24 protein-coding genes are annotated in these 25,759 nt (G+C 66.3%); 11 read left to right on the forward strand and 13 right to left on the reverse strand.

Annotation, left to right across the window (positions count from 1 at the left end; genetic code table 11):
- Positions 1-4: 4 nt before the first annotated feature.
- Both AC1DGP_RS04550 and AC1DGP_RS04555 read left to right on the forward strand, forming a co-directional pair.
- Complete coding sequence (locus AC1DGP_RS04550) at positions 5-211, forward strand: DUF4169 family protein (protein WP_441505352.1); 207 nt, start codon at positions 5-7, stop codon at positions 209-211.
- Positions 208-432: a ribbon-helix-helix domain-containing protein gene (locus AC1DGP_RS04555; RefSeq protein ID WP_069879848.1), complete on the forward strand. Its 225-nt coding sequence runs from the start codon at positions 208-210 to the stop codon at positions 430-432. Before AC1DGP_RS04550 ends, AC1DGP_RS04555 begins: the two co-directional genes overlap by 4 nt.
- Positions 433-545: 113 nt before the next feature.
- Here the strand turns inward: AC1DGP_RS04555 and AC1DGP_RS04560 are convergent, their stop codons facing one another.
- Positions 546-4,142, reverse strand: a complete 3,597-nt coding sequence (locus AC1DGP_RS04560) for an AsmA family protein (RefSeq protein ID WP_476831774.1) — start codon at positions 4,140-4,142, stop codon at positions 546-548.
- 106 nt (positions 4,143-4,248) lie between these two features.
- Positions 4,249-5,682, reverse strand: a complete 1,434-nt coding sequence (locus tag AC1DGP_RS04565) for an FAD-binding oxidoreductase (protein WP_441505350.1) — start codon at positions 5,680-5,682, stop codon at positions 4,249-4,251.
- Between the two features lie 249 nt (positions 5,683-5,931).
- Here AC1DGP_RS04565 and AC1DGP_RS04570 point away from each other — a divergent pair, with 249 nt between their 5' ends.
- A complete protein-coding gene (locus AC1DGP_RS04570; protein WP_441489286.1) occupies positions 5,932-6,492 on the forward strand; it encodes a thioesterase family protein in 561 nt (186 codons plus the stop codon).
- A 92-nt stretch (positions 6,493-6,584) separates the two neighbouring features.
- The gene (locus tag AC1DGP_RS04575) at positions 6,585-6,866 is read left to right on the forward strand and encodes a DUF427 domain-containing protein (protein WP_441505349.1); all 282 of its coding nucleotides are present in this window, start codon (positions 6,585-6,587) and stop codon (positions 6,864-6,866) included.
- Here the strand turns inward: AC1DGP_RS04575 and AC1DGP_RS04580 are convergent, their stop codons facing one another.
- From AC1DGP_RS04580 to AC1DGP_RS04590, 3 genes are read right to left on the reverse strand one after another with little or no spacing between them, the layout of a single operon-like run.
- The gene (locus tag AC1DGP_RS04580; RefSeq protein ID WP_441489288.1) at positions 6,867-7,667 is read right to left on the reverse strand and encodes a potassium channel family protein; all 801 of its coding nucleotides are present in this window, start codon (positions 7,665-7,667) and stop codon (positions 6,867-6,869) included.
- A 46-nt stretch (positions 7,668-7,713) separates the two neighbouring features.
- The gene (locus AC1DGP_RS04585) at positions 7,714-8,382 is read right to left on the reverse strand and encodes a class I SAM-dependent methyltransferase (RefSeq protein WP_476831775.1); all 669 of its coding nucleotides are present in this window, start codon (positions 8,380-8,382) and stop codon (positions 7,714-7,716) included.
- On the reverse strand, positions 8,379-9,629 hold the full coding sequence (locus AC1DGP_RS04590; protein WP_441489290.1) for a BtaA family protein: 1,251 nt from the start codon (positions 9,627-9,629) through the stop codon (positions 8,379-8,381). Before AC1DGP_RS04590 ends, AC1DGP_RS04585 begins: the two co-directional genes overlap by 4 nt.
- Positions 9,630-9,790: 161 nt before the next feature.
- Between AC1DGP_RS04590 and msrB the strand changes: the two genes are divergently transcribed.
- A complete protein-coding gene (gene msrB / locus AC1DGP_RS04595; RefSeq protein WP_441489291.1) occupies positions 9,791-10,231 on the forward strand; it encodes a peptide-methionine (R)-S-oxide reductase MsrB in 441 nt (146 codons plus the stop codon).
- Positions 10,232-10,287: 56 nt separating this feature from the next.
- On the opposite strand, the gene AC1DGP_RS04600 is transcribed toward msrB, so the two are convergent.
- On the reverse strand, positions 10,288-11,943 hold the full coding sequence (locus AC1DGP_RS04600) for an acyl-CoA dehydrogenase family protein (protein WP_441505347.1): 1,656 nt from the start codon (positions 11,941-11,943) through the stop codon (positions 10,288-10,290).
- 118 nt (positions 11,944-12,061) lie between these two features.
- Here AC1DGP_RS04600 and AC1DGP_RS04605 point away from each other — a divergent pair, with 118 nt between their 5' ends.
- The 3 genes from AC1DGP_RS04605 (at position 12,062) to AC1DGP_RS04615 (ending at position 15,985) form a co-directional block, all read left to right on the forward strand.
- Positions 12,062-14,437: an ATP-dependent helicase gene (locus tag AC1DGP_RS04605; RefSeq protein ID WP_476831776.1), complete on the forward strand. Its 2,376-nt coding sequence runs from the start codon at positions 12,062-12,064 to the stop codon at positions 14,435-14,437.
- A gap of 122 nt (positions 14,438-14,559) precedes the next feature.
- A complete protein-coding gene (locus AC1DGP_RS04610; protein ID WP_476769523.1) occupies positions 14,560-15,006 on the forward strand; it encodes a GNAT family N-acetyltransferase in 447 nt (148 codons plus the stop codon).
- A 31-nt stretch (positions 15,007-15,037) separates the two neighbouring features.
- Complete coding sequence (locus AC1DGP_RS04615) at positions 15,038-15,985, forward strand: 50S ribosomal protein L11 methyltransferase (protein WP_441505344.1); 948 nt, start codon at positions 15,038-15,040, stop codon at positions 15,983-15,985.
- A gap of 41 nt (positions 15,986-16,026) precedes the next feature.
- Here AC1DGP_RS04615 and AC1DGP_RS04620 read toward each other — a convergent pair whose 3' ends face one another.
- Together AC1DGP_RS04620 and AC1DGP_RS04625 are read right to left on the reverse strand one after the other, a co-directional pair.
- Positions 16,027-16,155, reverse strand: a complete 129-nt coding sequence (locus tag AC1DGP_RS04620) for a hypothetical protein (protein WP_441476779.1) — start codon at positions 16,153-16,155, stop codon at positions 16,027-16,029.
- A gap of 53 nt (positions 16,156-16,208) precedes the next feature.
- On the reverse strand, positions 16,209-16,439 hold the full coding sequence (locus AC1DGP_RS04625) for a hypothetical protein (RefSeq protein WP_441489296.1): 231 nt from the start codon (positions 16,437-16,439) through the stop codon (positions 16,209-16,211).
- A gap of 304 nt (positions 16,440-16,743) precedes the next feature.
- Between AC1DGP_RS04625 and AC1DGP_RS04630 the strand changes: the two genes are divergently transcribed.
- Complete coding sequence (locus tag AC1DGP_RS04630) at positions 16,744-18,588, forward strand: aminopeptidase P family protein (RefSeq protein WP_441505343.1); 1,845 nt, start codon at positions 16,744-16,746, stop codon at positions 18,586-18,588.
- Positions 18,589-18,663: 75 nt separating this feature from the next.
- On the opposite strand, the gene AC1DGP_RS04635 is transcribed toward AC1DGP_RS04630, so the two are convergent.
- From AC1DGP_RS04635 to AC1DGP_RS04650, 4 genes are all read right to left on the reverse strand, one after another.
- On the reverse strand, positions 18,664-18,963 hold the full coding sequence (locus AC1DGP_RS04635; protein ID WP_441489298.1) for an AzlD family protein: 300 nt from the start codon (positions 18,961-18,963) through the stop codon (positions 18,664-18,666).
- On the reverse strand, positions 18,960-19,670 hold the full coding sequence (locus tag AC1DGP_RS04640; RefSeq protein WP_476831777.1) for an AzlC family ABC transporter permease: 711 nt from the start codon (positions 19,668-19,670) through the stop codon (positions 18,960-18,962). The genes AC1DGP_RS04635 and AC1DGP_RS04640 overlap by 4 nt, the downstream gene beginning before the upstream one ends.
- 12 nt (positions 19,671-19,682) lie before the next feature.
- Positions 19,683-20,546 (reverse strand): AraC family ligand binding domain-containing protein, encoded by an 864-nt coding sequence (locus AC1DGP_RS04645; protein WP_476770913.1) that lies wholly within the window; start codon positions 20,544-20,546, stop codon positions 19,683-19,685.
- A gap of 83 nt (positions 20,547-20,629) precedes the next feature.
- Positions 20,630-21,871, reverse strand: a complete 1,242-nt coding sequence (locus tag AC1DGP_RS04650; protein ID WP_441489301.1) for an MFS transporter — start codon at positions 21,869-21,871, stop codon at positions 20,630-20,632.
- 97 nt (positions 21,872-21,968) lie between these two features.
- Here AC1DGP_RS04650 and AC1DGP_RS04655 point away from each other — a divergent pair, with 97 nt between their 5' ends.
- Positions 21,969-22,958 (forward strand): AraC family transcriptional regulator, encoded by a 990-nt coding sequence (locus AC1DGP_RS04655; protein ID WP_441505342.1) that lies wholly within the window; start codon positions 21,969-21,971, stop codon positions 22,956-22,958.
- 186 nt (positions 22,959-23,144) lie between these two features.
- Positions 23,145-23,408, forward strand: coding sequence for a hypothetical protein (locus tag AC1DGP_RS04660; protein ID WP_441489303.1), 264 nt, complete (start codon positions 23,145-23,147; stop codon positions 23,406-23,408).
- A gap of 79 nt (positions 23,409-23,487) precedes the next feature.
- Here the strand turns inward: AC1DGP_RS04660 and ligA are convergent, their stop codons facing one another.
- The gene (ligA, locus tag AC1DGP_RS04665; RefSeq protein ID WP_476831778.1) at positions 23,488-25,635 is read right to left on the reverse strand and encodes an NAD-dependent DNA ligase LigA; all 2,148 of its coding nucleotides are present in this window, start codon (positions 25,633-25,635) and stop codon (positions 23,488-23,490) included.
- Between the last annotated feature and the right edge of the window lie 124 nt (positions 25,636-25,759).

Below are 25,759 nucleotides of genomic sequence, written 5' to 3' on the forward strand. Positions count from 1 at the left end.
CGGAATGGCAGAGATCATCAATCTCCGGCGCGCCCGCAAACAGCGCCAGCGCGTAGCGGCCGAAGCCAAGGCCGACCAGAACCGTATCGACTTCGGACGGAGCAAAGCCGAGCGCAGCCTGACTGAAGCGCGGCGCGATAAGGCCATCCACGAACTCGACGGTCACAAGCTTGCGCTTTCACCCGATGACAAGGGCGAGACCCCGGGGTGAGCCGCGAGCGCAAACATTCTCTCGCCATTGCCGGGCACCGCACCAGCGTATCGCTCGAGGAGCCGTTCTGGGCGGCACTCAAGGAGATTGCCGGGCAGGAGCGCCGCACGCTTGCCGCACTCGTCGCCGATGTTGATTCCCGCCGCGGCGAGGCCAATCTCTCCTCCGCGCTGCGCCTGCACGTGCTGGCGCATTACCAGCGCCTGGCGGGACGCGGCTGACGGGCATCGCCTCGCCTGAGGAGCCAGATCCGCTCAGTTTCGAGGCTGATGGACACGCCGCTTCAAACCGGAAAATACTGGAATCACGGCGTGAAGCTCGTCGGTCAGTCCGGCTACGGAGTCCGCGAGAGCGGACGCGGCACGGGCTCTATCTGCAGGGGCGGTCCCAGCGATGGAGCCGGTGTCACCGGTCGCAAAATCTGCTCGGGAAAATTCTCGCGGGGTGCGCCAGGCAGGATCAGCGGGCCGCCAGGATGCTGAGGTTGAGCTGCACGCGTTGCCGCAGCGCGCGCCTCGATCTCCGCTCTGCGCCGCGCCTCGTCTGCTCGCCTGGCCTCTTCCACCCGGCGCTGCTCCTCGAGACGTTGCGCCTCCTGGGCGCGCCTGGCTTCTTCCAGGGCGCGCGCTTCCGCGGCACGGCGCTCGTCTTCGGCGCGCTTCTCCTCGGCAAGGCGGCGTTCTTCCTCCGCTTTCAGGAAGTCTGCAAGCTTGCGTTCGTTCTCACGCATCTCACGCTCGGCGCGCAGGCGGCGCGCATGCATTGCGCGCTCGCGTGCATCCGCCTCGAAGGCTTCGACCCGCTCCATCTCGCGGGCCAGCGCTCGCGCCGCCACGGCATTCGCGAAAGCTCCGACATCGGTCTCGCGCCGCAGTCCCGATAGCGGCCCGCGCCACGCCACGCCAAGTGCCGGCGCCGCCATCGGCCAGCCCTTGGGCAACGGGCCGAGTGGGCGCAGCCCCAGCCTCAGATCGGCGGTCAGCGCCCTGAGGTCGATCACTCCACTTGCCTCGGCCTGGAGATCCCCGCGCTCGATCGTCAACGGGGCGAGCCGCACGAGGCCACCGGCGAGCGTGAAGGGCAGCGTAATATCACCCAAAAGCCATGAGCCGCGGTCAAGAGCATCCGCCAGCCGGGTCTGCAAACGGCTGGTCTCGCTCTCGGATGCATCCTCTCCGGTCCCGGCAATGACGCGGGCATAGCCACCGGGATCGAACCGGGTGAGACTCGCGCCTGCGATGGTGAAACTACCGGCTCCCCCCAACCCCGCAACCAGCCGCGCGGGGCTCTCTCCGGAACCACCGCCCTCCACTTGACCTGACAGCTTCCCGGCAAGTGCGTTGCCGGTGAGCATCGCGAGATCGAGCTGCGCCAGCGCGATCCGGCCGGAAAGCTGCGCAAGCCCGCCTTCACGCCGTGCCGTAAGCCGCCCGGAGACCTTACCACCGGCATAGCTTCCCGAGAGCGCCTCGATCTGGATTTCGCCGGGGCTGGCATGCAGGGAGAAAGCCGCATCGTTCAGGGCGATATCATCACTGAAGAGCAGGGATTTGGCTTCGACCGACAGGCTGATCTCGCCAAGGCCCGAGGCCATGCCGAAACGGACCGCCGACCAGTTGCTGCCCGGAGATGCCGCCGCGGTTCCCAGGGACGAGCCGATCACGCTCCTCAGATCAACATATGGCAGCGCGAGCTTGCCGGAGATTGGCCCCTCTCTCGGCAAGGCCAGCGTCCCCCGTGCACTGCTTCCGCCAAGATTGGCGACAAGACCATCAAGCGCGATCTGGTCGCTGGCGAAGCGAACCATGCCATGCGCGTCCAGCACCGCATCGGGCAGGGCGCGCGCGAGCCCCTCCGGCAGGATCTGGCCGGGACGATCCGCTTGCACGGTCAGTCGCGGCACATCGGCGCCCGCCTCGCCGTCGACCACGATCGACAATCCAGGCCCCGCCAGCGAGCCACTGAGGCGCCCTTGCTGACGGTCGAGAACGAGCCTGCCAGGTCCACCCTGCATCGGTACCGGCAGGCCGAGAGCGGCGAAGAGCTGTCGACGATCGGCAAGATCAAAGCGCAGATTGGCTCCGGTCCATGTCCCGCTCCGGTCCAACCGCGCATTCAGGGCCAGCGTTCCGGCTTGCGCGCCGCCTTCCAGCAGCAGGGCCGTGTCGCCGGCCACCGTGCGCGTCAGGCGGTAGCTTGAATCCAGCCGTGAGAGCCCGTCCCCGGCGCGCCCGAGCGCTTGACGGAGCGCCTCCGGCAGAAGCGGCCCGGCAAGGGCTGCAAGCGCCTCGAAGCGTGGCGCACGAATGCGACCGGAGATTTCGCCCCCTTCCGGCAGCAGCGCACCGGCGCCGTTGACTGAAACTCCGCCGAACCCGTCGACGGCAAGCCGGCTGAGCCGCCAGTTGCTGCCCTCGCGTGCGAGAGCAAGCTGGGCGGAACCGGGCGGCGCATTGCGAAAACGGGCTCCGCTCAGCGACAGGTCGAGCGCCAGGTCGCGCGTCCCGATCAACCCGGCGAAACTCCCGCCCGCTGGCAGGGTATTGAGATCGAGCCCCTGCACCGCGAGCTTTGCCGCCAGCCGATCCGCGGCAATCTCTCCGGATCCGTCCAGCCTGACGCCGGAAGCCCCGGCGATGGTCAGGTGCTCGAAGCGCAGCTGTTCCGAGCTCCAATCGCCAACCGCTTCCGCATCGATCTGCCTCAGATCTGCAATCAGGTCGGAGAGGGCTGGATCGAGCCCGGCCCGCGCCAGCGCCAGCCCGACGCGGCGCGCGTCATCCGCCTTGAGGTTGAGCTTGCCACGAAATCCTGTGGCGTCGACTGCGCCCGTTGCACCGACCAGGGCGCCTGCGACGCGCAGCGAGGCCGATGCATTGGCCAACCCGACCTCGTTCAGCCGCCCACGCAGGGCGACAGCCGAAAAATCCTCGCCGCGCCACGCGAATTGATCGAGATCGAGGCTGAGATCGAGCGCGCCGGGAAGCCCGCGCAGGGCCCGCGCAAAGCCAACGCGTTCGCCAAGTGCCGTGGCCAGCGCGTCGCCATCCACGCGCCGCGCCCGCAAGGCAACCGAGCCTGTGCCTTGCATGGGCAGGAACTGCCCCTCGCCCTCCAGCCGGGCAACGCCGCCGGCAAGATCGACCGTAAGCCCGCTCAACTCGAACAGGTGACTGCCGCCGCTCACCCGCCCCGAAAGGCTGACGGCTCCACCCGGCGCAGCCGTGAACAGACCGTCCAGTCCTGGTGTGACGCCGCCCTTCTCGGTCGGCAACAGGAAGGCGCCGTCAAAGCTGAGCTGGCCCTCCTCCCCCGTCACGGTGGCCTTGGCGCGCAGGCGACCATCCGGCTCGATCGTTCCTGTCGCGAGGCGCAACGAGGAGCCGCCGACCTCGCCCTCCATGCGCCATGGGCCGGCAAGGCTGACCGCGGTGAGTTCCGCAGCGATCGGCGACACTGTGACGGGGTCCTTGCCCGCCTCCCGCCAGATTAGCGCCGAGCGGCGCACGCTGAAATGGTCGAGGCTGGTCTGCACAGGCAGGCCCGCACCAATCGGATGCGGCAGCAGCACCGCGCCTGCATCATTGGCAACAAGCGAGAGCGTCGCGCCTTCGACATCAGCGTCGGAGAAACGGAACTCACCACGCGCAAGCTCGGTCAATGCAAGCTCGACGGTGAGATGCTCGATCGTCGCGTGGCTCGCCTGTCCACCTTGATCGCCGATGCGGACATCGGCCAGGGTCAGCCGCGGCGACGGCAGCAATCTCAGGCCGATGCCGCCGGCAACGCGCGTCTCCGCGCCGAGCGTAGCGCTGAGGCGCTCCTCGATCTGCGGTCGATACAGTCGCCAATCGACAAAGCCCGGTCCGATCAACGCGGCCAGCAATGCCAGCACCAGGAGACCGGCCAGAACGGTCAGGGTCTCACGCACCTTTTAGCATCATCCCTCTTGTCGGCGGTTATGCGATCTTGCCGCCAACTCGCGGCGAGATCACGACATTCCAGTTCCCGATACCGCCGCGCAAGCTGTCTGGATGTCACAAGACCAGGATTTTGCCTGGATTGAGGATGTTCTGCGGGTCGAGCGAGCGCTTGAGCAGGCGCATCACATCCAGTGTCGCCGGGCCGTGCTCGATCTCGAGATACTTGATCTTCTTCTGACCAACGCCATGCTCGCCTGTGCAGGTGCCGCCCATGGCGAGGGCGCGCTTCACCAGCCGGTCGATGAAACCGCGGCAGCGCTCCATCTCGTCCTCATCGGCGAGGTCGACGAGTGGCTGGGTATGGAAATTGCCGTCTCCGACATGGCCGGCGATCGGGGCGATCAGACCGCTGGCCTCGATGTCACGCTTGGTTTCCTCGACGCATTCGGCAAGCTGGGAGATCGGCACGCAGACATCGGTCGCGACCGATTCAACGCCCGGCCGCAAGGCGCGAGCAGCCCAATAAGCGTCGTGGCGAGCCTGCCAAAGCTTCGACCGGTCCTCGGCCTTGGTCGCCCAGTCGAAGGGTCCACCGCCGAAATCGGCGGCAATCTCGCCGAAGCGCTCCGCCTGCTCCTTCACGCCGGCCTCCGTGCCGTGGAACTCGACGAAGAGCATCGTCGTCTCCGGCAAGCCGAGCTTGGAATGCAGGTTCACGCCACGGATCATCACATCATCGAGCAGTTCGATGCGCGCGACCGGCAGACCGGACTGGATCGTCACGATGGTCGCGTCGCAGGCTGCCTTCACCGAAGGAAACGGGCAGACGCCGGCCGAAATCGCCTCCGGGATGCCGTGCAGCTTGAGCGTGACCTCGGTGATAATCCCGAGCGTGCCCTCCGAGCCGACGAGCAGGCGGGTCAGATCATAGCCGGCGGAGGTCTTCCGCGCGCGGCTGGACGTCTTCACGACCGAGCCGTCGGCCATCACCGCGGTCAGAGAAAGGACATTGTCCTTCATCGTGCCGTAGCGCACCGCATTCGTGCCCGAGGCGCGTGTCGCCGCCATGCCGCCGATGGACGCATCCGCGCCGGGGTCGATCGGGAAAAACAGCCCCTGGTCGCGCAGATGCTCGTTGAGTTCCTTGCGGGTCACGCCGGCTTCGACGACGCAATCGAGATCCTCGGCATGAACGGCAATGATGCGCTTCATCTGGCTGAGATCGACGCAGACGCCACCGAACGGCGCGTTGACATGGCCTTCGAGCGAGGTGCCCGTGCCGAATGCGATCACGGGGACGCCGTGGCTCGCACAGAGCTTGACGATCTCCGACACCTCTTCGGTGCTCTGCGGATAGACGACCGCATCCGGCGGCTGGTTCGGAATCCAGGTCAGCGTGTGGCCGTGCTGCTCCCGTACCGCCAGGCTCGTCACCAGCCTGTTGCCGAATCGGGCGGCGAGCGCCCGCGTCACCGCCTCGATCGCAGCCGGCGACGGCGGCAGGGTTGCGGCAGAGGCGGCATAAGAAGCAGTTGCAAAAAGGCTCATTGTCTTTTTCCGGGCTTGGCGCTTAACTTGGAACTGGTCGGCTTCGGAAGCGGTTGAATCTGACGAGGCAGACCGTAGCGATAGCAGGCGGGTTTGTCCTGCGTGTCGCCGCCGGCGGCAAGATCGCCGGGCGCATGGGAGGCGGTGCATCAGGCAGGGCATAGCTCGTCCGGCGGCGTCTTCAAGACGATGGTAGCGTGTCAGTGGAGTTCCGTTCCGCCGCACGCAACAACTCTGCGGGAGGCGGCCATGAAAGACGAGATCCGCGCTCCGGCGCTGTTCTTCTCCCCCTTCGTATCGTCCGCAATGCGGGTCGAAACGCCCTGGATCGACTATAACGGCCATCTCAACATGGCCTATTATCACGTGCTGTTCGATCGGGCCGTCGACGAGGTCTTCTCGCTCGTCGGCCTGAACCAGGACTATGTCGACACGCGCAACGCGTCCTATTTCGCGGCCGAATGCCATATCCTCTACAAGCGCGAATTGACCGAGGACGACCTCGTGCGGGTCACCGCACAACTGATCGCCTTCGACGAAAAGCGCCTGCACTACTATCTCGAAATGCGGCATGCGAGCGAAGGCTGGCTCGCGGCGACGAGTGAAAACCTCTCGCTGCATGTCGACATGGCGACCCGCAAGGTTTCGCCGTTTCCGCCCGATATCCTGGCCAATCTCGCCCTGATGAAAGCGGCGCATTGTCGCATGCCGCTGCCGGCCACGATCGGGCGCATCATCGGCATGCCGAAGAAGACGACGATCACGGTCGAGGATCAGCACGACGAGCGCGAGCTCGAAACGCGCCACTGAGAGCGGCAGAGCCGGCGCAGGCTGCCTGCCCCTGTCACTGGGCCCGACGCAGCCCCATCTTGGGCGATCAGCGACGGCCGAAAGGGGCGGAGATGGTCAAGGCAACCTGGAACGGCGCCGTTCTGGCAAAATCCGACAACACGGTCGTGGTCGAAGGCAACCACTACTTTCCACGCAGCGCGATCCGCTCTGAATTCTTCAAACCAAGCGAGACGACGTCGATCTGTCCGTGGAAGGGCACGGCCAACTACCATTCGATCGTCGTCGCAGGCGCTGAGAACAGGGACGCCGCCTGGTATTATGCCGAGCCCAAGGCCGCTGCCGCCGAGATCAAGGACCGCGTCGCCTTCTGGAAGGGTGTGGAGATTTCCTGATCAGTCGTTGTGATCGGGGATCTTCAGGACATGCCCGCAGGCCTTGCAATGCACGGCGTCCGGCTCGTGCCGCTGCAGTGCGCATTGCGGGCAGGGAAAGGTGACCTTGTTGGGCCGGAAGATCGCTTGCGCCAGACGCACGAACAGCGAGATCCCGACGATCATCACCACGATCGAGGTCAGCTTGCCGGCGGTGCCGGGCAAGGTGATGTCGCCGAAGCCCGTCGTCGTCACGGTCGCGACCGTGAAATAGAAAGCGTCGACATAACCCGCGAAGCCCGCCGTCTCGCGAAAGAAGAAGGTGTAGATGAAGCCCGTCACCACGAACAGGAAGGTCACGATATTGACCACCGCCCGTGCTGCGCTTTCCCACTCGGGGTAGCCCGCAGCGCGCAGCCGTTCCCAGATCAGCCCACGCTGTGACAGCGACCAGAGCCGCAGGATGCGCAGGAAGCCGAAATTCTCCAGCCATTGCGGCGCGAGCAGTGTTGCCAGGATGAAGAGATCGAGCAGCATGCTCGGCCGGCGCAGCAAGCGCGGAATCTTCGAGGAGGCCAGCATTCGCGCGCCGATCTCGATGACCATGATCACGGCGACGGAGTAATCGAGCCAATAGAAGAGCGGCCGTTCGCGGATCAGCGGTGTCGCGATGAAGAAGGCGATGATCAGCAGGTCGACGACCGCTGTCGCAAGCTGAAAGCGCATCGCCCCGGGAGAGCGGCCATGGTAGAGCTGGCGCAGGCCGTCCCGCAGTCTTTCGACCTGCCCTTCCCTGCGAACAGACGTCGTATCCTCGGCCATTCCATGGCGTTACAGGCCAAAGGATGGCGCGTCCAGCACCCGCTGCTCAGGCGGCCCGCCGCGTTGCCACGGCATGGATGGCGTAGCCGCGAAGGAGCCGGGTCGTGCGGCTCTCGACGCCCTCGATCCGCGACAATTCGGCGATTGCCTCGGGCAGATCATGCCTTGGCGTGACGTGAAACAATGTCAGCCAGCGATTCAGCACGGCCCTGAACGACGCAGGCAAGCCGGTCTGGTCGCCGAAATCGACGATATGCAGTGAACCGGTTGCCGTCAGCGTCCGCAGCGCCTGAGCGATCACGCCCCGCCAGGGGGGAATCATCGAGAGCGCATAGGAGATGACGATGCGATCAAATCCATCGCGCCCGAACAGGGCCGCCGCGTCGAAGCAGGTCGCGTCTGCCTGTGCCAGATGGATGCGCTCCGAGAGCCCCGATCGTGCCACGCTTCTCTCCGCCGTCGCGAGCATCTCGGCCGAGACGTCGAGACCGTAGCACTGCGTGCCCGGATAGGTCCGGGCGAGCTTGATCAGGTTGCGCCCTGTGCCGCAGCCGATTTCCAGGATCGCGCTGCCCGGCGCAGGATCGAGCTCGGCGATGAGCCGGTCCCGGCCAAGCAGATAGAATTTGCGGCTGGCGTCATAGATATGGCGCTGGTGGCGATACATCCGGTCCATCAGGCCGGCGGCCTCGGTCGTGGCGCGGCCAGCGCTCATGCCACCGCCCCCTGCAGCACATGGAGATGGAAGGCGCCATAGATCGACGAGCGATCGCGCGCTCCAAGCTCGCGGCTGCGTGCTTCCTCATAGCGCCATTGCGCGAGAATCGAGGCCGGCACCCGGCCCGGCAGCAGCCGCTCATCGGCAGCCGTCCGGAAGATTACGCGGGCGCCGGGTCGCGCCGTGCGCGTGATCTGCGTCCAGAGCGCCGTGAGATCCGCATCATTCATCCAGTCCTGAGCATCGAGCAGCACATAGGCATCGCAGCTCTTCGCAGGCTGGCTCTCGAGAAAGGCCGTGATCGCGCTCTGGTGATAGGCGACGTGGCCCGCCCGCTCTCGAACGGCCGCGAAATTCCGGCTTTCAAGATAGGGCGGCAAGGATGCGTTCTCGTCCGTCGCATAGCCCCGTCCAAAGGCCTGCCGGGCAAAATAGTTCGACTTCAGGTCGAAGCCGCAGGCCAGCCTTTCAAGCCGGCGCCGGAGCACGCCGCGTATCCCGGCGTCGCCGTCAGCCGCGAGGGCCTTGTACTGGGCCGGCGGGATGCCCAGCCCATAGAGCGAGGCCGGCTGGCGCACCAGCCAACGCACCAGGGGCTTGTCGAAGACGGGAGCGATATGCCTGTCGAACAGGGCGCGCTGCTCGGCCATGTCGCGAGCCTGCAGCATCACGCGCGGATCGCAGCCGAGCGTACGGCCAAGGAGATGTCCAGCCCCGATGAAACGGCCGAGCAGGCCGTACCGGTAGAAATTGCGGGCAAAGACCTGGATGCGCCGGCGCCCGCTCAGGCTGCGGCCTTCCCAGTAGCTGCGAGAGACGGCATCGAGGCGTGGCGCGATCTCGGCGTCATAGAGCGCGATATTCGCCTGCGATTGCGCCTCGCCGAAAAAGCGCAGGAACTGCTCATGGCCTGCCAGGCTGTCGAGTGCGGCGAGCTTGAGCTTGCCGAGCGCGATATGGGCGCCATTCAGATCGACAGCGCTGATCTTCGCCGGGTTGGCGGTGAGATAGGACAGGATGTTGCAGGAGCCGGACGCGATTGCCACGACATGATCATCGGGGCGCAGGTCCAGTGCCTCCATGTCGACGACCGGGTCTTCCCAGATCTGCGGATAGACGAGCCCGGAAAAGGCCAGGGTGAACAGGCGCTCCAACATCCCCGCCCGCGACAGCGGCTTGCTGCGATGCACCGCCGTGGTCAGGCCCATTGTGGTTTCCCGCCGAACCGTACGCGCCGTCTGCATTCTTCGTTCCTCGCGCGGTCCGTTGTGATGGCGAGCCGACTAGAGGAGTCGCGTGACGGTTGGGTGACGCGCCTTGCGGATCAGCTATCCGTGAGGGCGGGCTGACGTGGAGCGCAATCATCCCCATATTCCGCCCGAAACCTTTGAACGGGAGAATGACGATGGGACTGTCCGGACTGTTCGGCGGCAAGGTCAGGGAAGCCGGTGAGTTCGAATTCCAGTTGACCGACGAGGAGTGGCGCCGCCGCCTGACCCCGGAGCAGTACCACGTGCTGCGCGGGCATGGCACCGAGCGCGCCGGCTCCTGCGCCTTGAATTTCGAGAAGCGCGCCGGGCGGTTCACCTGCGCCGGTTGCGGCAACCCCTTGTTCCAGTCCGGCAAGAAATTCGAGAGCGGCACGGGCTGGCCGAGCTTCGACCAGCCACTGGAGGGTGCGGTCGGTATCAGCGAGGACAATAGCTACATGATGCAGCGCACCGAGGTGCATTGCGCCCGCTGCGGCGGCCATCTCGGCCATGTCTTCCCTGACGGCCCGCCACCGACCGGACTGCGCTACTGCATCAATGGCGTGGCGATGGATTTCGCTCCGGCCGAGGCCTGAGCCAGTCGGCCGGCCGCGCTCCCCTTCGGGAGGGCGGCCGCGCAAACGCGTGAGTGCTATTCCACCGCCGGGACGGCCCGATGCGCCAGCGCGGCAGCATCCACGGACGCCGGCAGATCGCCGAAATGGCCCGACCAGCGCCCCTCGAGCCGCGTCGCGATGAAGGCGTCTGCGACCATGTGAGGTGCGTGGCGCAGCAGCAACGAGGCCTGCAGCGCCAGCGCCAGCCGCTCGACCAGCCGCCGCGCCTGTCCTTCGCTTCGCACCAAAGTGGGTATCTCCGACTCCAGCGCGCTCAAATGCGCATCAAAGCGATTGTCGGCGCCGGCCGCGCGTCGCATCTCCTCGATCAGCGCCACGAGAGAGCCCGGCTCTCGCTCCAGCGAGCGCAGCACATCGAGACAAATGACGTTGCCCGAGCCCTCCCAGACGCTGTTGAGCGGCGCCTCCCGATAGAGCCGGGCCATGGGGTTTTCCTCGATAAAGCCGTTGCCGCCATGGCATTCCAGCGCCTCGACCACCACCGCCGGCGCGCGCTTCGAGACCCAGTATTTCGCAATCGGCGCGCCGATCCGCGCCAGCAACCGGTCGCTCTCGCTCGTTTCCTGACGGTCGAGCGCCGCAAACAGCCGAAAGGCGAGCCAGGCTGCAGCCTCGGCCTCGATCGCAAGATCGGCCAGCACGTTCTGCATGATCGGCTGATCGATCAGCCCGCGCTGGAAGGCGCGCCGATGGGCCGCGTGATGCGCCGCCAGCGAAACGGCGAGCCGCATCTGCCCGGCCGACGCCGCCGCAATGTCCAGCCGGGAGCCCTGGTTCATCGCCAGGCCGGTGCGCAGGCCCCGGCCTGGCTCGCCGATCATCTGGCCGATCGCACCGCGGAATTCGACCTCGGACGAGGCATTCGAGCGATTGCCGCATTTGTCCTTGAGCCGCTGGATCGCCACGCCGTTGCGCGAGCCGTCCGGCAGCCAGCCCGGCACGACGAAGCAGGAAATGCCCTCGGCGGTTCGGGCCAAGGTCAGGAACAGGTCGGAATGCGGCACCGAGAAGAACCACTTGTGCCCGGTCAGGGACCATGTCCCGTCGCCATTGTCCTCGGCGATGGTCTGGGTCTGGCGCAGGTCAGAGCCTCCCTGCTTCTCGGTCATTGCCGTGCCGACGGTCGCCCCTGTCTTGGCGGAGGCGGTCGTCTGGCGGCGGTCATAGCGGTTGGAGCTGACCAGGGCGCCCCACTTGCTCCAGAGGTCGGGTTCCTGCCTCAGGACCGGGATCGCGGCATAGGTCATGCTGATCGGGCAGCAGATGCCGCTTTCGCCCTGACTCCAGAGATAGGAGAGCGCAGCACGCGCCACCTGTGCGCCCGGGCCCGGCCTGTTCCATGCGAGCGAATGGGTCTCCTGCTCGATCGCAAGCCCCATCAATTCGTGCCAGGCCGGATGGAACTCGATCTGGTCGATGCGGTTGCCGAACCGGTCATGCGTCCTGAGTTCGGGCGGGAACCTGTTCGCCAGTCGCGCCAGGTCCTGCACCTGCGCCGAGCCGACAATGCGCCCTGCCGCGTGCAGGCGCTCCGAGGCCCAGCCTGCATCGAAGGCGGTGGCCGCCGCCTGCAACACGGGATCAGCCGCGAAGGCGTCGTAATCGCACAGTATGGGAACCTGGTTCGTCACTTCATGGGTGGAATGGCGGGAGGCGATATCCACATTCATCGCGGCGCGTCCTGACGATCGGGCGAGCATTCAACGCCCAACAGCCTTATCCAGCAATCTGCGGCGCGACAGCCTATATTGCCTCTGGAACGAATCACGATCAAAGCGACCTGAAGCCTTGTCCGATCACACCACGTCCGCCCCTCTGCCCCGCCCCGGCGGCCTCGCCGCCCGCGCCGCCGCACAGCCGGCGGCAGGCTATCTGGCAGGCCTCAACCCGGAGCAGCGGCAAGCGGTCGAGGCCACGGATGGCCCTGTTCTGGTCCTGGCAGGCGCCGGCACCGGCAAGACCCGTGTGCTGACCACGCGCATCGCCCATCTGATCGCCACCAACCGCGCCTATCCGTCCCAGATCCTCTCGGTGACCTTCACCAACAAGGCAGCGCGCGAGATGAAGGAGCGCATCGCAAGCCTCGTCGGCCCCGTGGCCGAAGGCATGCCCTGGCTCGGCACCTTCCACTCGATCTCGGCCAAGATCCTGCGCCGCCATGCCGAGCTCCTCGATCTGCGCTCGGACTTCACCATTCTCGATACCGACGACCAGATTCGCCTTATGAAGCAGGTCATCACGGCCGCCGGGATCGACGAGAAGCGCTGGCCCGGCCGCATGCTGGCGGGCTTCATCGACAGCTGGAAGAACCGCGGGCTTGCCCCCAAGGACGTGCCGCCGGGTGAAGCCGGCGTCTTCGCCGGAGGCAAGGGCGGCGCCCTTTATGCCGCCTATCAGGAGCGGCTGAAGACGCTGAACGCAGTCGATTTCGGCGATCTGCTGCTGCACTGCCTGACGCTGTTCCGGGAGCATGCCGATGTGCTCGCGACCTATCATGAGCGCTTCCGCTACATCCTGGTCGACGAATATCAGGACACCAACACCGCCCAGTATCTCTGGCTGCGCCTGCTGGCGCAGGGCCGGCGCAACATCGCCTGCGTCGGCGACGACGACCAGTCGATCTATGGCTGGCGCGGCGCCGAGGTCGACAACATCCTGCGCTTCGAGCACGATTTTCCCGGCGCGGTCGTGGTCAGGCTGGAACGGAACTACCGCTCGACCGGGCATATCCTCGCCACCGCCTCAAAACTGATTGCCCGCAACGAAGGCCGGCTCGGCAAGACATTGCGCACCGAGGACGAAGCCGGGGAGAAGGTCACGATCACCGGCGCCTGGGACAGCCAGGAGGAAGCCCGCCTGATCAGCGACGAGATCGAGGCGATGCAGAGCAAGGGCGAAAACCTTGCCGAGGTCGCCATCCTCGTCCGCATCTCCGCCCAGATGCGCGAGATCGAGGAGCGCTTCGTCCATGTCGGCGTGCCCTATCGCGTCATCGGCGGCCCACGCTTCTATGAGCGGGCCGAAATCCGCGACGCCATGGCCTATCTGCGCTGCGTGGTGAGCCAGACCGATGATCTCGCCTTCGAGCGCATCGTCAATGTGCCGAAGCGCGGGCTGGGCGACGCGACGGTCCAGCTTCTGCACAACCACGCCCGGGCAACCGGCCTGTCGCTGCTGCAATCGGCCCGTGCCGTGGTCGAGACCGAGGAACTGAAGCCGAAGGCCCGCACCGCGCTGCGCGAACTGGTCGAGGCCTTTGCCCGCTGGTCGACCAAGGCCGAACACATGAAGCAGGGCGAGCTTGCCGAGCAGGTGCTGGAGGAATCCGGCTATACCGAGATGTGGCAGAAGGATCGCTCGGCCGATGCCGCCGGCCGCCTCGAGAACCTCAAGGAACTGGTGCGCTCTCTGGACGAGTTCCCAGACCTGCCGGCCTTCCTTGAGCACGTCTCGCTGGTGATGGATGCCGATGGTGGCGAGGCCGGGGCGCGCGTCAGCATCATGACACTGCACGCGGCCAAGGGGCTCGAATTCGATACTGTCTTCCTGCCCGGCTGGGAGGAAGGCCTGTTCCCGAACCAGCGCGCGCTCGACGAAAGCGGCCGCGCCGGGCTGGAAGAAGAGCGCCGCCTCGCCCATGTCGGCCTGACCCGGGCCCGCAAGCGCCTGAAGCTCCTCTTCGCCTCGAACCGTCGGATTCACGGCCTCTGGCAATCGAGCCTGCCGAGCCGCTTCATCGACGAGTTGCCGGAGGAGCATGTCGAGGTCGTGCAGGCGCCGTGTACCTATAGCCAGGGCGGCTACGGCGCCTCGCGCTTCGACCGCATGGAAAGCTTCGGCTCCTCATACCAGACACCAGGCTGGCAGCGCGCTCAGGAGAATCGTGCGCGGAACGGCGGCGGCTCAGGCTTCTCGGACAACAGCGGCCGCGGTTTCGGCCAGGGTGGCTCGGGCTCGGGCCGCCAGCGCGGCCCGGTGCTGATCGAGGGCGAGTTGACGGCGAAATCGACCGGCAGCTCCGCTTTCGATGCCGGCGCCCGTGTCTTCCATATCAAGTTCGGCCCGGGCTCCGTCGCGAGCGTCGACGGTAACAAGCTGACCGTCGATTTCGACAAGGCGGGCCGGAAGATGGTGCTGGACTCGTTCGTGCAGAAGGCGGGCTGAGCAAGCGCAGCCGTCATGTCCGGCGCGCCGATGCAGAGCATCGCCGAAGCGGTTATGCAGGCCCGGATTGCCCCAGGCCGGTTCCGCAGGAATGCCGGCTCCAAGCCAGCAGGATCAGCACGATGCCCGACGTCGCGGTCAATCTGACCGACACCGCCAATCCCGATCTCCACGCGGTGATCTCGCAGGGCCTGCGGGACTACAATGTCGAGATGGGCGGCGTCAGCGACCACAGGCCACTGACGATCACCATCAAGGACAGCAGGAGTGATGAACTGATTGGCGGCCTGCTCGGTCGCACCTCGCTCGGCCTGCTGTTCATCGACCTGTTCTATGTGCCCAAGACCCAGCGCGGGTCGGGCCTCGGCACCCGCATTCTGCAGATGGCAGAGGCCGAGGGTTTTCGCCGAGGTTGCCGCAAGGCGGTGCTGTACACACTCAGCTTCCAGGCGCCGGACTTCTACAAGCGCTTTGGCTGGTGCGTCTTCGGTGAGATCGCGCTCGAACCGCCCGGAGCGACCCGCTATTTCATGACCAAGGACCTCGCCGCCCCTGCCGACGGCGCATGACATCCGCCCCCGCCCCTGCTATCCCGCCCGCATGCGTGAAGGTCTTCTCCCAGCCACGGTCGCGACCGTGCTCGAACTCTCAACCAGCGGCGACAAGGCGCGCGCGCTGACGGAACTGCTCGGCGAGATCTTCGATCCGACCGAGACGGCTATTTCCTCCTTTGAGATCGAGGACGGCGTCACCACGCTCTCGCTCAGCGCGCCGTGGAAGGTCGAGATTTATTTCGCGACCCATCCCGATGAAGACGCGGTGCGTGACATGCTGCGCCCGATCGTCGGCGACAGCATCGATTCAACCCCCTTCACCACCGTCAACCAGAAGGATTGGGTCGCCACCAGCCTCGACGGGCTCAAGCCCGTGCGGGCCGGGCGCGTGCTCGTCCATGGCGCGCATGACCGCGGCACGGTGCGGGTGAATGATGTCGCGATCGAGATCGAGGCGGCGCTCGCCTTCGGCACCGGCCATCACGGCACCACCGCCGGCTGCCTGCTGGCGCTTGATGCCGAACTCAAGAAGCGCCGCCCGCTGCGCGGCCTGGATGTCGGCACCGGCACCGGGATTCTGGGGCTCGCACTGGCGATGCAAACGAAGCGCCGCGTCGTCGCCGGCGATATCGATGCCGTCGCAGTCGAAGTCGCAGCGCGCAATGCTCGCGTCAACCACGCGCCAGGGGCGCTCGATCTCTATGTCGCGCCCGGCCTGCTCCACGCCAAGGCAAACCGGCCCGACCATTTCGATCTGGTCTTCGCCAATATTCTGGCCGGCCCGCTGAAGCGTCTCGCCCCGTCGCTCGCGCGCGTGCTGGCGCGGGACGGAACCCTGATCCTCTCCGGGCTTCTGGCGATGGATGTCGCCGGGATCGTCTCGACCTACCGCCACCAGGGCCTGTTCCTGGCGCGCCAGTCCCTGCGCGAGGGTTGGGCCACCCTCGTCATGAAAAGGGGCGGCGCGGCCCCAAGACCGCGCCGCCCCTACTAGGCCAGCCACCCAAAGAGGGTGTTGTCGCTCCGAGCTCAGGCTCAGAAGGCGATGTGGCCGTACTTCTGTTCCGCCTCGGCCTGCAGGGCGCGAGCGTCATGCCAGACGGCGGCGGTGAACTTGGCCGTATCGACGACCCATTCGAAGACGTGCTTGACGATGGCGATCATGGTCTTGGTCCTTTTTGGAGCGCGGGCGGCCTCTTCGGGCGCGGCGCTAAAGATCAGCGGTTGAACGGAAGCGCGGCGTCGTTCTTCAGCGCCGTTTGCGGAAAGCCGCCGAGCACGATCTCCGCCTCGTTGACGAGGTAGGAGCGCGCGCGCAGCTCACGGATGGCGGAGCGGCGACGGCTTTCGATCATTGCGACATAGAGGCGCTGCCAGAAGCTCAGACCCGCCGTGTTCATGGCTTTGGCGGCAGGCAGGGCTTCGGTCGCATTCAATACATAGGTCACAGGTCCATCTCCTCATTCCAAACGAAGGACAGTCCCGGTCGCTTCCTCGTTCTCTTATGCAACCAAAGTGGTACTTCTTCGCACTTGCGAGAAGACGATTTCGCAGATGCGAGATATGCGCATGACGCATGCGTACCCCAAATTTTCATTAACATTTGACGCCCACCGCATAGCGAAGAGGCAAAACGCCCAAAACGTCGGCTATGAGGGCCTGCCGACAAAGCAGGCAAGGATGTCGCATTTGCGCTGGCCTTCCGCCGGTTCTGACGCGACGATGGCGGGTATCGCCATGTTTGGACCCGCCATGACCGAATCGCCCGCGCACAATTTGCCGACCTGCCGCTTCCAGTCCTTTTCCGAACCGAGCAATCCGGCCGAAGTCGCGCCCCGCGTCGCGGCCCTGCGCAAGGCGCTCGCTGCACAAGGCCTGGACGGGTTCATCGTGCCGCGCGCGGACGAGCATCAGGGTGAATATGTTCCGGCCCATATGGCGCGGCTCGCCTGGCTCACCGGCTTCACCGGCTCGGCCGGCAATGCCGTCGTGCTGACCGACAAGGCAGTCCTGATCGTCGACGGCCGTTACACGATCCAATCGGCCGAGCAGACCGACACGCAGGTCGTTGCGCCAGTGAAGATGGAAGAGACCCCGCTCGAACGCTGGATCGAAACGAACCTGCCTGCAGGGGCGAGGCTGGGCTACGATCCCTGGCTACACACCGTCGATGGCGTCGCGAAGCTCGAGAAGGCGGTCGCGGCTGCCGGCGGCACACTGACCGCCGTTTCGCGGAACCCGATCGACGCCCTCTGGAGCGATCGCCCGGCCCCTCCAGCCGCGGCGGTCAAGGCCCATCGCGGTGACTATGCCGGTGAGACCACCGCCAGCAAACTTGCACGCATCCAGGAAGCGCTGACCAAGGCCAAGGTGGACGCATTGGTCATTTCCGACCCGCATGCCCTCGCCTGGACCTTCAATATCCGCGGCGGTGACGTCGAGCACACGCCCCTGCCGCTGGGCTATGGCATCGTCCCGCGCGAGGGGCGCCCGACCGTCTTCCTTGCACCCGAGAAGATCACGAACGAGGCGGGCGACGCCATCGGTGCGGTCGGTGAGATCGCCCCGCCGGCGGCACTCGAAAGGCAACTCGAGGCGCTAGGCAAGGCCAGGGCCAAGGTCCGGCTCGATCAGGCGACGGCCGCCTCCGCACTCGCCACCCTGATCCGCGATGCCGGTGGCACGCCCGATGCCGGCGCCGACCCGATCGCATTGATGAAGGCAAGGAAGAACGAAGCCGAGCTCAACGGGACCCGCGCCGCGCATCTGCGCGATGGCGCAGCCGTGGTGCGCTATCTGTCATGGCTCGCGCGCGAGGCGCCGAAGGGCAAACTCACCGAGATCGACGCGGTCGCCGCACTGGAATCCGAACGCCTGAAAACCGGCCTGCTCAAGGACGTCTCCTTCACCACCATCGCCGGCGCCGGCCCCAACGCCGCCCTGCCCCATTATCGCGTCACGGAATCCAGCAATCGCCGGCTCGAACCCGGCATCTTCCTGGTCGATTCCGGAGCGCAGTACGAGGACGGCACCACCGATATCACCCGCACCATTGCAGTCGGTACCCCGACCGCCGAGATGCGCGATCGCTATACACGCGTGCTCAAGGGCCATCTGGCGATCTCGCGCGTGGTCTTCGTCAAGGGAACGTCGGGCGCGCAGCTCGACGCACTGGCCCGCCTGCCGCTCTGGCAGGCCGGTCTCGATTTCGATCACGGCACCGGCCACGGCGTCGGCAGCTATCTCTCGGTGCATGAAGGGCCGCAGCGGCTCTCCAAGCTCGGCACGACGCCGTTGGAGCCGGGCATGATCCTCTCCAACGAACCCGGCTACTACAAGCAGGGCGAGTACGGCATCCGCATCGAGAACCTGATCGTAGTCGAGGAGCGGAAGATCCCCGGCGGCGACCGCACGATCTATGGTTTCGAGACCATCACCTGGTGCCCCTATGAACGGGCGCTGATCGAGCGCTCGCTGCTCGATGCCGGTGAGATCGCCTGGATCGACGCCTATCACGCGCAAGTCTGGGCCAAGCTCAGCCCGCGATTGGAGGGCGAAGCGAGGGCCTGGCTGGAAGCCGCCTGCAGGCCGCTATAGACGCCGACCACTGCAGTGACACCGCCGCCATCGCTGGGCTCGTCCCGACCATGACGGCGGCTTCAGGTCATGTCCTTAGATCACCATCCTCAGCCCGACCACGGCCAGCACCCCAACGGCAACGACAGCCAGCAGCGGCAGCCGCGTTGCAGCGAGTGCGGCGAGGAGTGCGGCTCCGGTCTCCGGCCAGCCGGTCGCCAGCGCACTCGGCGCGATGACCGCCACCAGCACGGCCGGCGGAATGGCGTCGAAGGCTGCCTGCGCGCGTGGCGACAGATCGAGCCGCCCCGCCAGCGCCAGTCCGGCGATCCGCGTCAGATAGGTGACGGCCGCCATGCCCAGGATGGCGATGAGATTCAGCGTGTCGAGTGTCACGACTTCACGCCCTCCGCAACCACGTCTGGCTCCGTCCCCGCAGCCAGCCAGGCGGCCAGCAGACCGCTCACCGCCCCCGCCGCGACATGCCAGGGTGGCCCGACGAACTTGTAGGTCAGCGCCGATGCGATACCGGCAGCCGCCACCGTCCAGAACGTCACCCTGCCCTTCCAGAACGAAGCGACCAGCGCGATGAACAGCGCGGTGAAGGCAAAGTCGGCTCCGAGCCTGCGCGGGTCGCCCATTGCCCCGCCGACCGTTGCGCCCACAGTCGTCGTCGTCAGCCAGCATGAGACGAAGGGCACGATCATGCCGAACCAGTAGGCCGGCGTGAGCTGCCGCAGCCGGGCTCGCTTCTCCGCCAGCGCCCAGTTCTCGTCAGCCATGTAGTACAGGCCCGTCAGCTTCTGGGCCGTGCTGAAACGCCCAAGCTTTGGTGCAATCGACGCGCTCATCAGCACGTGGCGGGCATTGATCAGCAGGGTCGAGAAAATGATGGCGAAGACAGGCGCCGGGCTCGCCCAGAGTTCGACCGCAGCGAACTGGGCCCCGCCGGCAAAGACCAGCGCCCCCATGACGAAGACCTCCAGCGGCGAGAGGCCCTTGCCGGCCGCGAGCGCGCCAAAGAGCAGGCCGATCGGGACCGCAGCCAGGGCGGCCGGCCAGATATCGCTGAAGCCCAGACGGGCATCGTCGAGGATGGACATGCAAACAGCCCTTCAGGCCAGATGGGCAGCGCGGAAGGCGCCCGGAGTGACGCCGAGCCGCGCCTTGAAGGCGCGGGTCAGATGCGCCTGGTCGCAAAAGCCGGTCGCCGCCGCAACGTCGCCAGGCATCTCGCCGCGACGCAGGCGATCCCGCGCGCGGCGGACACGGATGTCGACGAGATAGGCATGCGGCGTCAGGCCGGTCTCGCGGCGGAAGGCACGGATCAGATGATGTCGTGGCAACCCGCAACGCCGCGCCATTTCAGCCAGTGAAAGGTCTTCGTCATAGCGCTGCTCGAGCAGCGCACGGGCCTCGGCGATCGGCCCGCGCTCGCGCCCGAGCGGACGCACCGAAAGATCGGCATGGCGCGCCAGGCAAAAGGCGTAGGCGCGCAAGAGCCCTTCTTCACCCGCCAGGGCATCGCCGCTTTCCTCCAGCAGACGGTGCGCGGCAGAAAACAGCGCCGCAGCCTCCGGGTCGTGAACGCAGGGTTCGGCGAAGAACGGCGTGCCAAGCACCTCGAATCCGGTCAGCGAGGCCGCAACCTCCTGCATCAGTTCGACGGTCGGATAGGTCATCCGGTAGCGATAGCCGCCGGCATGCGGCAGGCCGTCATGGACATCGAGCGGATGGTTGAAAACCATGTCGCCGGCATGGGCATAAAGCCGCTGGCCCCGTGCATGCCAGATCTCGCAGCCCGCTTCGATCGTGCCGATCGCATAGGTCTCGTGCGCGTGCGGGGCATAGGAATGCGTCTGGAACTTCGCCGACAGGCATTCCAGCCCCGCGAAACGTGAGGCCGTGAAGATGCGGGCTTGCTCCCCCGCCAGCAGCGGAGTGTCCAGCAGCGCTTCGCCTTGGCTGATCAATTCCATGCCGCCAGGATACAGCGAATACCGGCCCTGATGTCTTGAAGAAAAGTGATGGCGACGATCACGCGGACCGTCGCCATCCGATCTCAGCCGGCCATGGCCGACGCCGCGCCGCTGGCAGCCGGTGGCTCGCGGCCCAGACCGAGGACGAGGGCAGCACCGAGCAGCGTCGCGGTGGCGAGATAGCCGACGGCGCCCAACGCGCCGAGATGGTCGACCAGCAATCCGCCGAAGATCGCCCCGCCCGCAATAGCGACCTGGAAGGCAGCGACGAGAAGGCCGCCCGCGGCTTCAGCCTGATCGGCAGCGACGCGCACCGTCCAGGTCTGGATGCCGACCGGCAGGAAGCCGAAGGCGAAGCCCCAGAGCGCAATTGCGAACCCCGACACGAGGGTCGAAGCCCCGAAGAGGAGCAGCGTGAGCGCCGCCAGGCCAATCGCGAGCGAGCCCAGCACGACGGCGGCCTTGACGCTGCGTGCGACCACGGCACCGCCAGCGAAATTGCCGAAGAAACCGCCGACGCCATAGGCCAGCAGAACCAGCGAGATCGCCTCGACCTTCAGAAGCGGTACCTGCTCCAGGAAGGGACGGACATAGGTGAATCCGGCGAAGTGCCCGGAGATGATCACCAGCACCGCGAACAGGACGAGCCGGATGCTCGGCCGCCCCAGCAGCTCGAAGAGAGTGCCGATGCTTGGCGCCGCCAGCGGCGGCAGCTTCGGCAACGTCAACACCTGGGCGAGCAGCGTCACCGCCCCGATGCCGGCCGAAATGACAAAGACGGCGCGCCAGCCGATCGCCTCGCCGAGATAGGCGCCGATCGGCGCGGCGCTGACCGTCGCGACCGAGACGCCGGTGAAGATAATCGACATCGCCCGCGGCAGCAGCCTTGCCGGGACGAGCCGCATCGCGGTCGCCGCCGCCATCGACCAGAAGCCGCCGAGGCCGATGCCGAGCAGCAGGCGCGCGAACAGAAGCGTCGTCAGCCCCGTGGCGACCGCAGCCAGCAGGCTCGACACCACCAGCAGCGACGTCAGCGCCCACATCACGATGCGCCTGTCGATACTTCTCGTCATGATCGCAGTCGCGACACCGGCGACCGCGCCGATGACGGCGGTCGCCGTTACGGCCTGCCCAGCTGCCCCGTCGCTGATGCCCAGGTCGGCAGCGATCGGCGTCAGCAGGCTTGCCGGCAGGAACTCGGCCGTGACCAGCCCGAACACGCCCATGGTGAGCGAGAAGATCGCCGGCCACGCCGCTTCGGTGCGTTCCTCGATCTCGGCAGGGATGAATTGCGGGTCCGCGGTAGCGGAAAGGGAATCGGACATGGCGGTCTCCAGGACGTCGGACCAGACAAGTAGAGATGACGCTCTGGAGCTTCCATGTTAGGAAATCCGGAATGCTTGACTATTCGTCCAGGAATCCATGACCGATCCGCTGACAGAAATGCTCCGTGGCCTGCGGCTGGAGGGCGTCGACTATGCTCGTTTCCAGATGACCGCCCCTTGGGGCCTGCTCTTTCCGGCGCAGCAGGCGGCGCGCTTCCACTTCGCCGCCGAGCGCGGCTGCTGGCTACGAACGCCGGAGAACGAATGGATCCGCCTCGAGCAGGGAGATGCAGTACTGCTGCCGCGCGGTGCCGAGCACGCCTTGGCGAGCGCGCCCGGCGCCTGCACCAAGCCGCTCGGACAATGCCAGCTCCAGACCGTCTGCGGCGACATCGCCGAGGCGCGCGGTGGTGGCGACGGTGAACAGACCATGTTCTTCAGCGGCAGCATGAGCTTCAACGTCGATGGCCAGCACCCGCTGTTGCGGATGATGCCGGAACTGATGCGGCTGCACGAGCTCGCGGCCAACGAACCGGGCATCCCGCCCCTGCTCACGACCATGGCCTGCGAGCTCGCGCTGGACCGGGTCGGTGCCGGCAGCATCCTCACCCGCCTGGCCGACGTCGTCGCCGCTGCGCTGATCCGCTCCTGGGTCGAACGGGGTTGCGGTGATTCGACCGGCTGGGTCGCCGCGGCGCGCGATCCCGATATCGGGCGGGTCCTGGCCGCGATCCATCTCCATCCCAGCGAGGACTGGACCGTCGAGGCGCTTGCCGGAGTCATGCACGCGTCGCGCTCCGCGTTCGCCGAGCGCTTCGCCAGCGTCGTTGGCGAGACGCCGGCCCGTTATGTCGTGCAGGTCAGGATGCATCAGGCCCGGCAATGGCTCGTCCGCGACCGGATGAAAATCGCCATTGTCGCGCGCCGGCTCGGCTATGAATCGGAGGCCGCCTTCAGCCGCGCCTTCAAGCGCGTCATCGGTGCGCCGCCAAGCCACTTCCGAGCGGCGGAAACGGACGGGTTGGCGGCCTTCGACGGCGGTCCGCGGCCGGGCTCGGCGCCGCCGCAGCAGTTCGGCGGCACGTAACGCAAGCCTCTGTGAGTTTGGGTTAGGGCCTGGCGCACACCGGGCCTCGCCGTCACTCTAGATCGCCCCGATGAAATGGGTACGGAATCGGCAAGACGGCCGGAACTATGTGCCGAGGAAGCGGTTTTCCCTTCGACCGCCGAGTGCCCGCTGGGCGGCGCTGTGATCCGAATGGACACCATTATCATGACAACCAGATGTCTCGCTTTCGCCGGCGCAATGGCTCTCACGATCTTCGCCTTACCTCTGACAGCGAGCGCTCAGGGCGTGCCGCGTGGTGCTGCCCAAGGCGCCGATATCGGCAACAGAGCGGCCGGAGCGGTCGGCGGCGTTGCAGGAGCGGTCGTTGGCGGAGTCGCCGGAGGCGTGGTTGGCGGTGTAAAGGGCGTCGTCGGCATTCCGCAGAACACCGGTACCCCAAACAGTCATCGCCACCAACATCGCCGCTGATCGCCTTAGCTCGTGTCCCGCTTAGACAGTCTCGTCACGGCGGGAGCGCCGCGACGAAACAAGCCGATGGCAAGCAGCTTCAGGTGCGCACGAGGGTAAACCAGCCGGCCTCGTCGATCACCTTGACCCCGTGCTTCGCGGCGTCCTTGAGCTTCGAACCAGCTCCGGGTCCGGCGACCAGCAGGTCGGTCTTCGACGAGACCGAACCCGCGACCTTGGCGCCCAGCCGCTCGGCCATGGCCTTGGCCTCGTCACGGGTCATCTGCTCCAGCGCGCCGGTAAAGACGACGATCTTGCCGGCGACCGGACTCGTCGAAGCGACCGCCTCCAGCGGCTGCGGCGTCACCTGCGCCAGCAGCCGGTCGAGCGTTTCCTGATTGTGGGCCTCGGCGAAGAACTCGACCAGTGCCTCGACGACGGTCGGGCCGATGCCGTCGATGGCATCGAGCGCCTGCCGCTCGGGGGATTGCGGGTCAGCAGCGGTCGCTGCTTCGCGCAGGGCCTCGAACGATCCGTAATGCCGCGCCAGCAACCGTGCCGTGGTTTCACCGACATGGCGGATGCCAAGTCCGAAGACGAAGCGGTTGAGCGGTGGCGCGCGCCGGTCCTCGATCGCATCAAAGAGCTTCTTCACGCTTTGCGCGCCGAAGCCTTCCTTGTCCTTCAGCTTCTTGAGATTGGCAGCGTCGCGGGCCGCCAGCGTATAGATGTCGGCGGGTTCCCGTACCGACAGGTCGGGATCGGCATGGAAGAACTCGATCTGCTTGTCGCCGAGCCCGTCGATGTCGAGCGCGTCGCGGGAGACGAAATGCTTCAGCCGCTCGACAGCTTGCGCCGAGCAGATGAGCCCCCCGGTACAGCGGCGCACCGCATCTTCCTTGCCCGTGCGCGGGTTGATTTCGCGCGTCGCATGGCTGCCGCAGACCGGACACAGCGTCGGGAAGACATAGGGCTGCGAATCCCCCGGCCGTTTGCCGAGATCAACGGATTCGACGCGCGGGATCACGTCGCCGGCCCGCTTCACCGTCACCGTGTCGCCGACTCGGATATCGGCGCCGTCGCGGATCGGCTGGCCCTTGGAATCGAAGCCCCGGATGTAATCCTCGTTATGCAGGGTCGCGTTGGTGACGACGACACCACCGACAGTAACCGGGCGCAGCCGCGCAACCGGGCTGAGCGCGCCGGTGCGCCCGACCTGGATGTCGATCGCCTCGAGAAGGGTGGTCGCCAGTTCCGCCGGGAATTTATGCGCGATCGCCCAACGCGGCGCACGCGCGACGAAGCCGAGCCGGGTCTGGAGCGCGAGATCGTCGACCTTGTAGACCACGCCGTCGATATCGTAACCCAGCGTCGCGCGCTGGGCCTCGATCGCGCGGTAATGCGCCAGGAGCTCGCTGACACGCTCGCAGCGGCGCATCAGCGGGTTGGTCTTGAAGCCCCAGCGTCGGAAGGCTTCGACCACGCCGAACTGGGTCGCGGCTGGCAGTTCCGACATCTCGCCCCAGGCATAGGCAAAGAAACGAAGCGGCCGCGCGGCGGTTATCGAGACGTCGAGCTGGCGCAGCGATCCGGCTGCAGCATTGCGCGGATTGGCGAATTCGCGCTCGCCCTTCTCGCGCTGGCGATCATTGATGGCCGCAAAATCGGCATGGCCGAGATAGACCTCGCCGCGGACTTCCGCGACCTCCGGCACATCGTCCCCGACGAGCTTGTGCGGGATCTCCGAGATGGTGCGGGCATTGAGCGTGACATCCTCACCCTCCTCTCCGTCGCCACGCGTGGCCGCGGAAACGAGTTCGCCCTTCTCGTATCGCAGCGACAGCGACAGCCCGTCGATCTTGGGTTCGGCCGTGATGGCGAGCCCGGCATCATCCTTGCGCCCGAGGAAGCTGCGGATACGCATCGCGAAATCCGCGACGTCCTCATCCGAGAACGCATTGGCGAGCGAGAGCATCGGCACGCGGTGGCGGATCTTGGCGAATTTCGAGGACGGCCTGGCGCCAACCTTGTCGCTGAGCGCCTCATTGCCCTTCAGTTCCGCGAACACCTCTTCCAGCGCAACCAGCCGCCGACGCTTCGCGTCATAGGCGGAATCGTCGAGGATGGGCGCATCCTCCTGGAAATAGGCGCGGTCGGCCTCGGCGATCTCGGCGGCCAGCAGCTTATGCTCGGCGCGCGCCTGGCGGGGCGTCAGGTCTTCGACGGGTACGGGTTCGGCTTCGCTCATGACCGTTGTCTTAGGCGAGTTGCTGGAGTCGAGAAAGACCATCGCCTGCGCGCGTCTCACCATCGTGTTCGCACGGGCTTGCGACAAGTTCCGTCATCAGGCGTATAATGGTGGCGCTGGAATT

This window comes from Allobosea sp. 05T433 (assembly GCF_056396065.1).

Excerpts from the sequence above, each read along its gene's own strand:
- AC1DGP_RS04550 (WP_441505352.1), top strand. The coding sequence starts at position 5 with ATGGCAGAGATCATCAATCTCCGGCGCGCCCGCAAACAGCGCCAGCGC.
- AC1DGP_RS04565 (WP_441505350.1), bottom strand. The coding sequence starts at position 5,682 with ATGAGCCTTTTTGCAACTGCTTCTTATGCCGCCTCTGCCGCAACCCTG.
- AC1DGP_RS04570 (WP_441489286.1), top strand. The coding sequence starts at position 5,932 with ATGAAAGACGAGATCCGCGCTCCGGCGCTGTTCTTCTCCCCCTTCGTA.
- AC1DGP_RS04575 (WP_441505349.1), top strand. The coding sequence starts at position 6,585 with ATGGTCAAGGCAACCTGGAACGGCGCCGTTCTGGCAAAATCCGACAAC.
- AC1DGP_RS04580 (WP_441489288.1), bottom strand. The coding sequence starts at position 7,667 with ATGGCCGAGGATACGACGTCTGTTCGCAGGGAAGGGCAGGTCGAAAGA.
- AC1DGP_RS04585 (WP_476831775.1), bottom strand. The coding sequence starts at position 8,382 with ATGAGCGCTGGCCGCGCCACGACCGAGGCCGCCGGCCTGATGGACCGG.
- AC1DGP_RS04590 (WP_441489290.1), bottom strand. The coding sequence starts at position 9,629 with ATGCAGACGGCGCGTACGGTTCGGCGGGAAACCACAATGGGCCTGACC.
- msrB (WP_441489291.1), top strand. The coding sequence starts at position 9,791 with ATGGGACTGTCCGGACTGTTCGGCGGCAAGGTCAGGGAAGCCGGTGAG.
- AC1DGP_RS04600 (WP_441505347.1), bottom strand. The coding sequence starts at position 11,943 with ATGAATGTGGATATCGCCTCCCGCCATTCCACCCATGAAGTGACGAAC.
- AC1DGP_RS04610 (WP_476769523.1), top strand. The coding sequence starts at position 14,560 with ATGCCCGACGTCGCGGTCAATCTGACCGACACCGCCAATCCCGATCTC.
- AC1DGP_RS04615 (WP_441505344.1), top strand. The coding sequence starts at position 15,038 with ATGCGTGAAGGTCTTCTCCCAGCCACGGTCGCGACCGTGCTCGAACTC.
- AC1DGP_RS04620 (WP_441476779.1), bottom strand. The coding sequence starts at position 16,155 with ATGATCGCCATCGTCAAGCACGTCTTCGAATGGGTCGTCGATACGGCC.
- AC1DGP_RS04630 (WP_441505343.1), top strand. The coding sequence starts at position 16,744 with ATGACCGAATCGCCCGCGCACAATTTGCCGACCTGCCGCTTCCAGTCC.
- AC1DGP_RS04640 (WP_476831777.1), bottom strand. The coding sequence starts at position 19,670 with ATGTCCATCCTCGACGATGCCCGTCTGGGCTTCAGCGATATCTGGCCG.
- AC1DGP_RS04645 (WP_476770913.1), bottom strand. The coding sequence starts at position 20,546 with ATGGAATTGATCAGCCAAGGCGAAGCGCTGCTGGACACTCCGCTGCTG.
- AC1DGP_RS04650 (WP_441489301.1), bottom strand. The coding sequence starts at position 21,871 with ATGTCCGATTCCCTTTCCGCTACCGCGGACCCGCAATTCATCCCTGCC.
- AC1DGP_RS04655 (WP_441505342.1), top strand. The coding sequence starts at position 21,969 with ATGACCGATCCGCTGACAGAAATGCTCCGTGGCCTGCGGCTGGAGGGC.
- AC1DGP_RS04660 (WP_441489303.1), top strand. The coding sequence starts at position 23,145 with ATGACAACCAGATGTCTCGCTTTCGCCGGCGCAATGGCTCTCACGATC.
- ligA (WP_476831778.1), bottom strand. The coding sequence starts at position 25,635 with ATGAGCGAAGCCGAACCCGTACCCGTCGAAGACCTGACGCCCCGCCAG.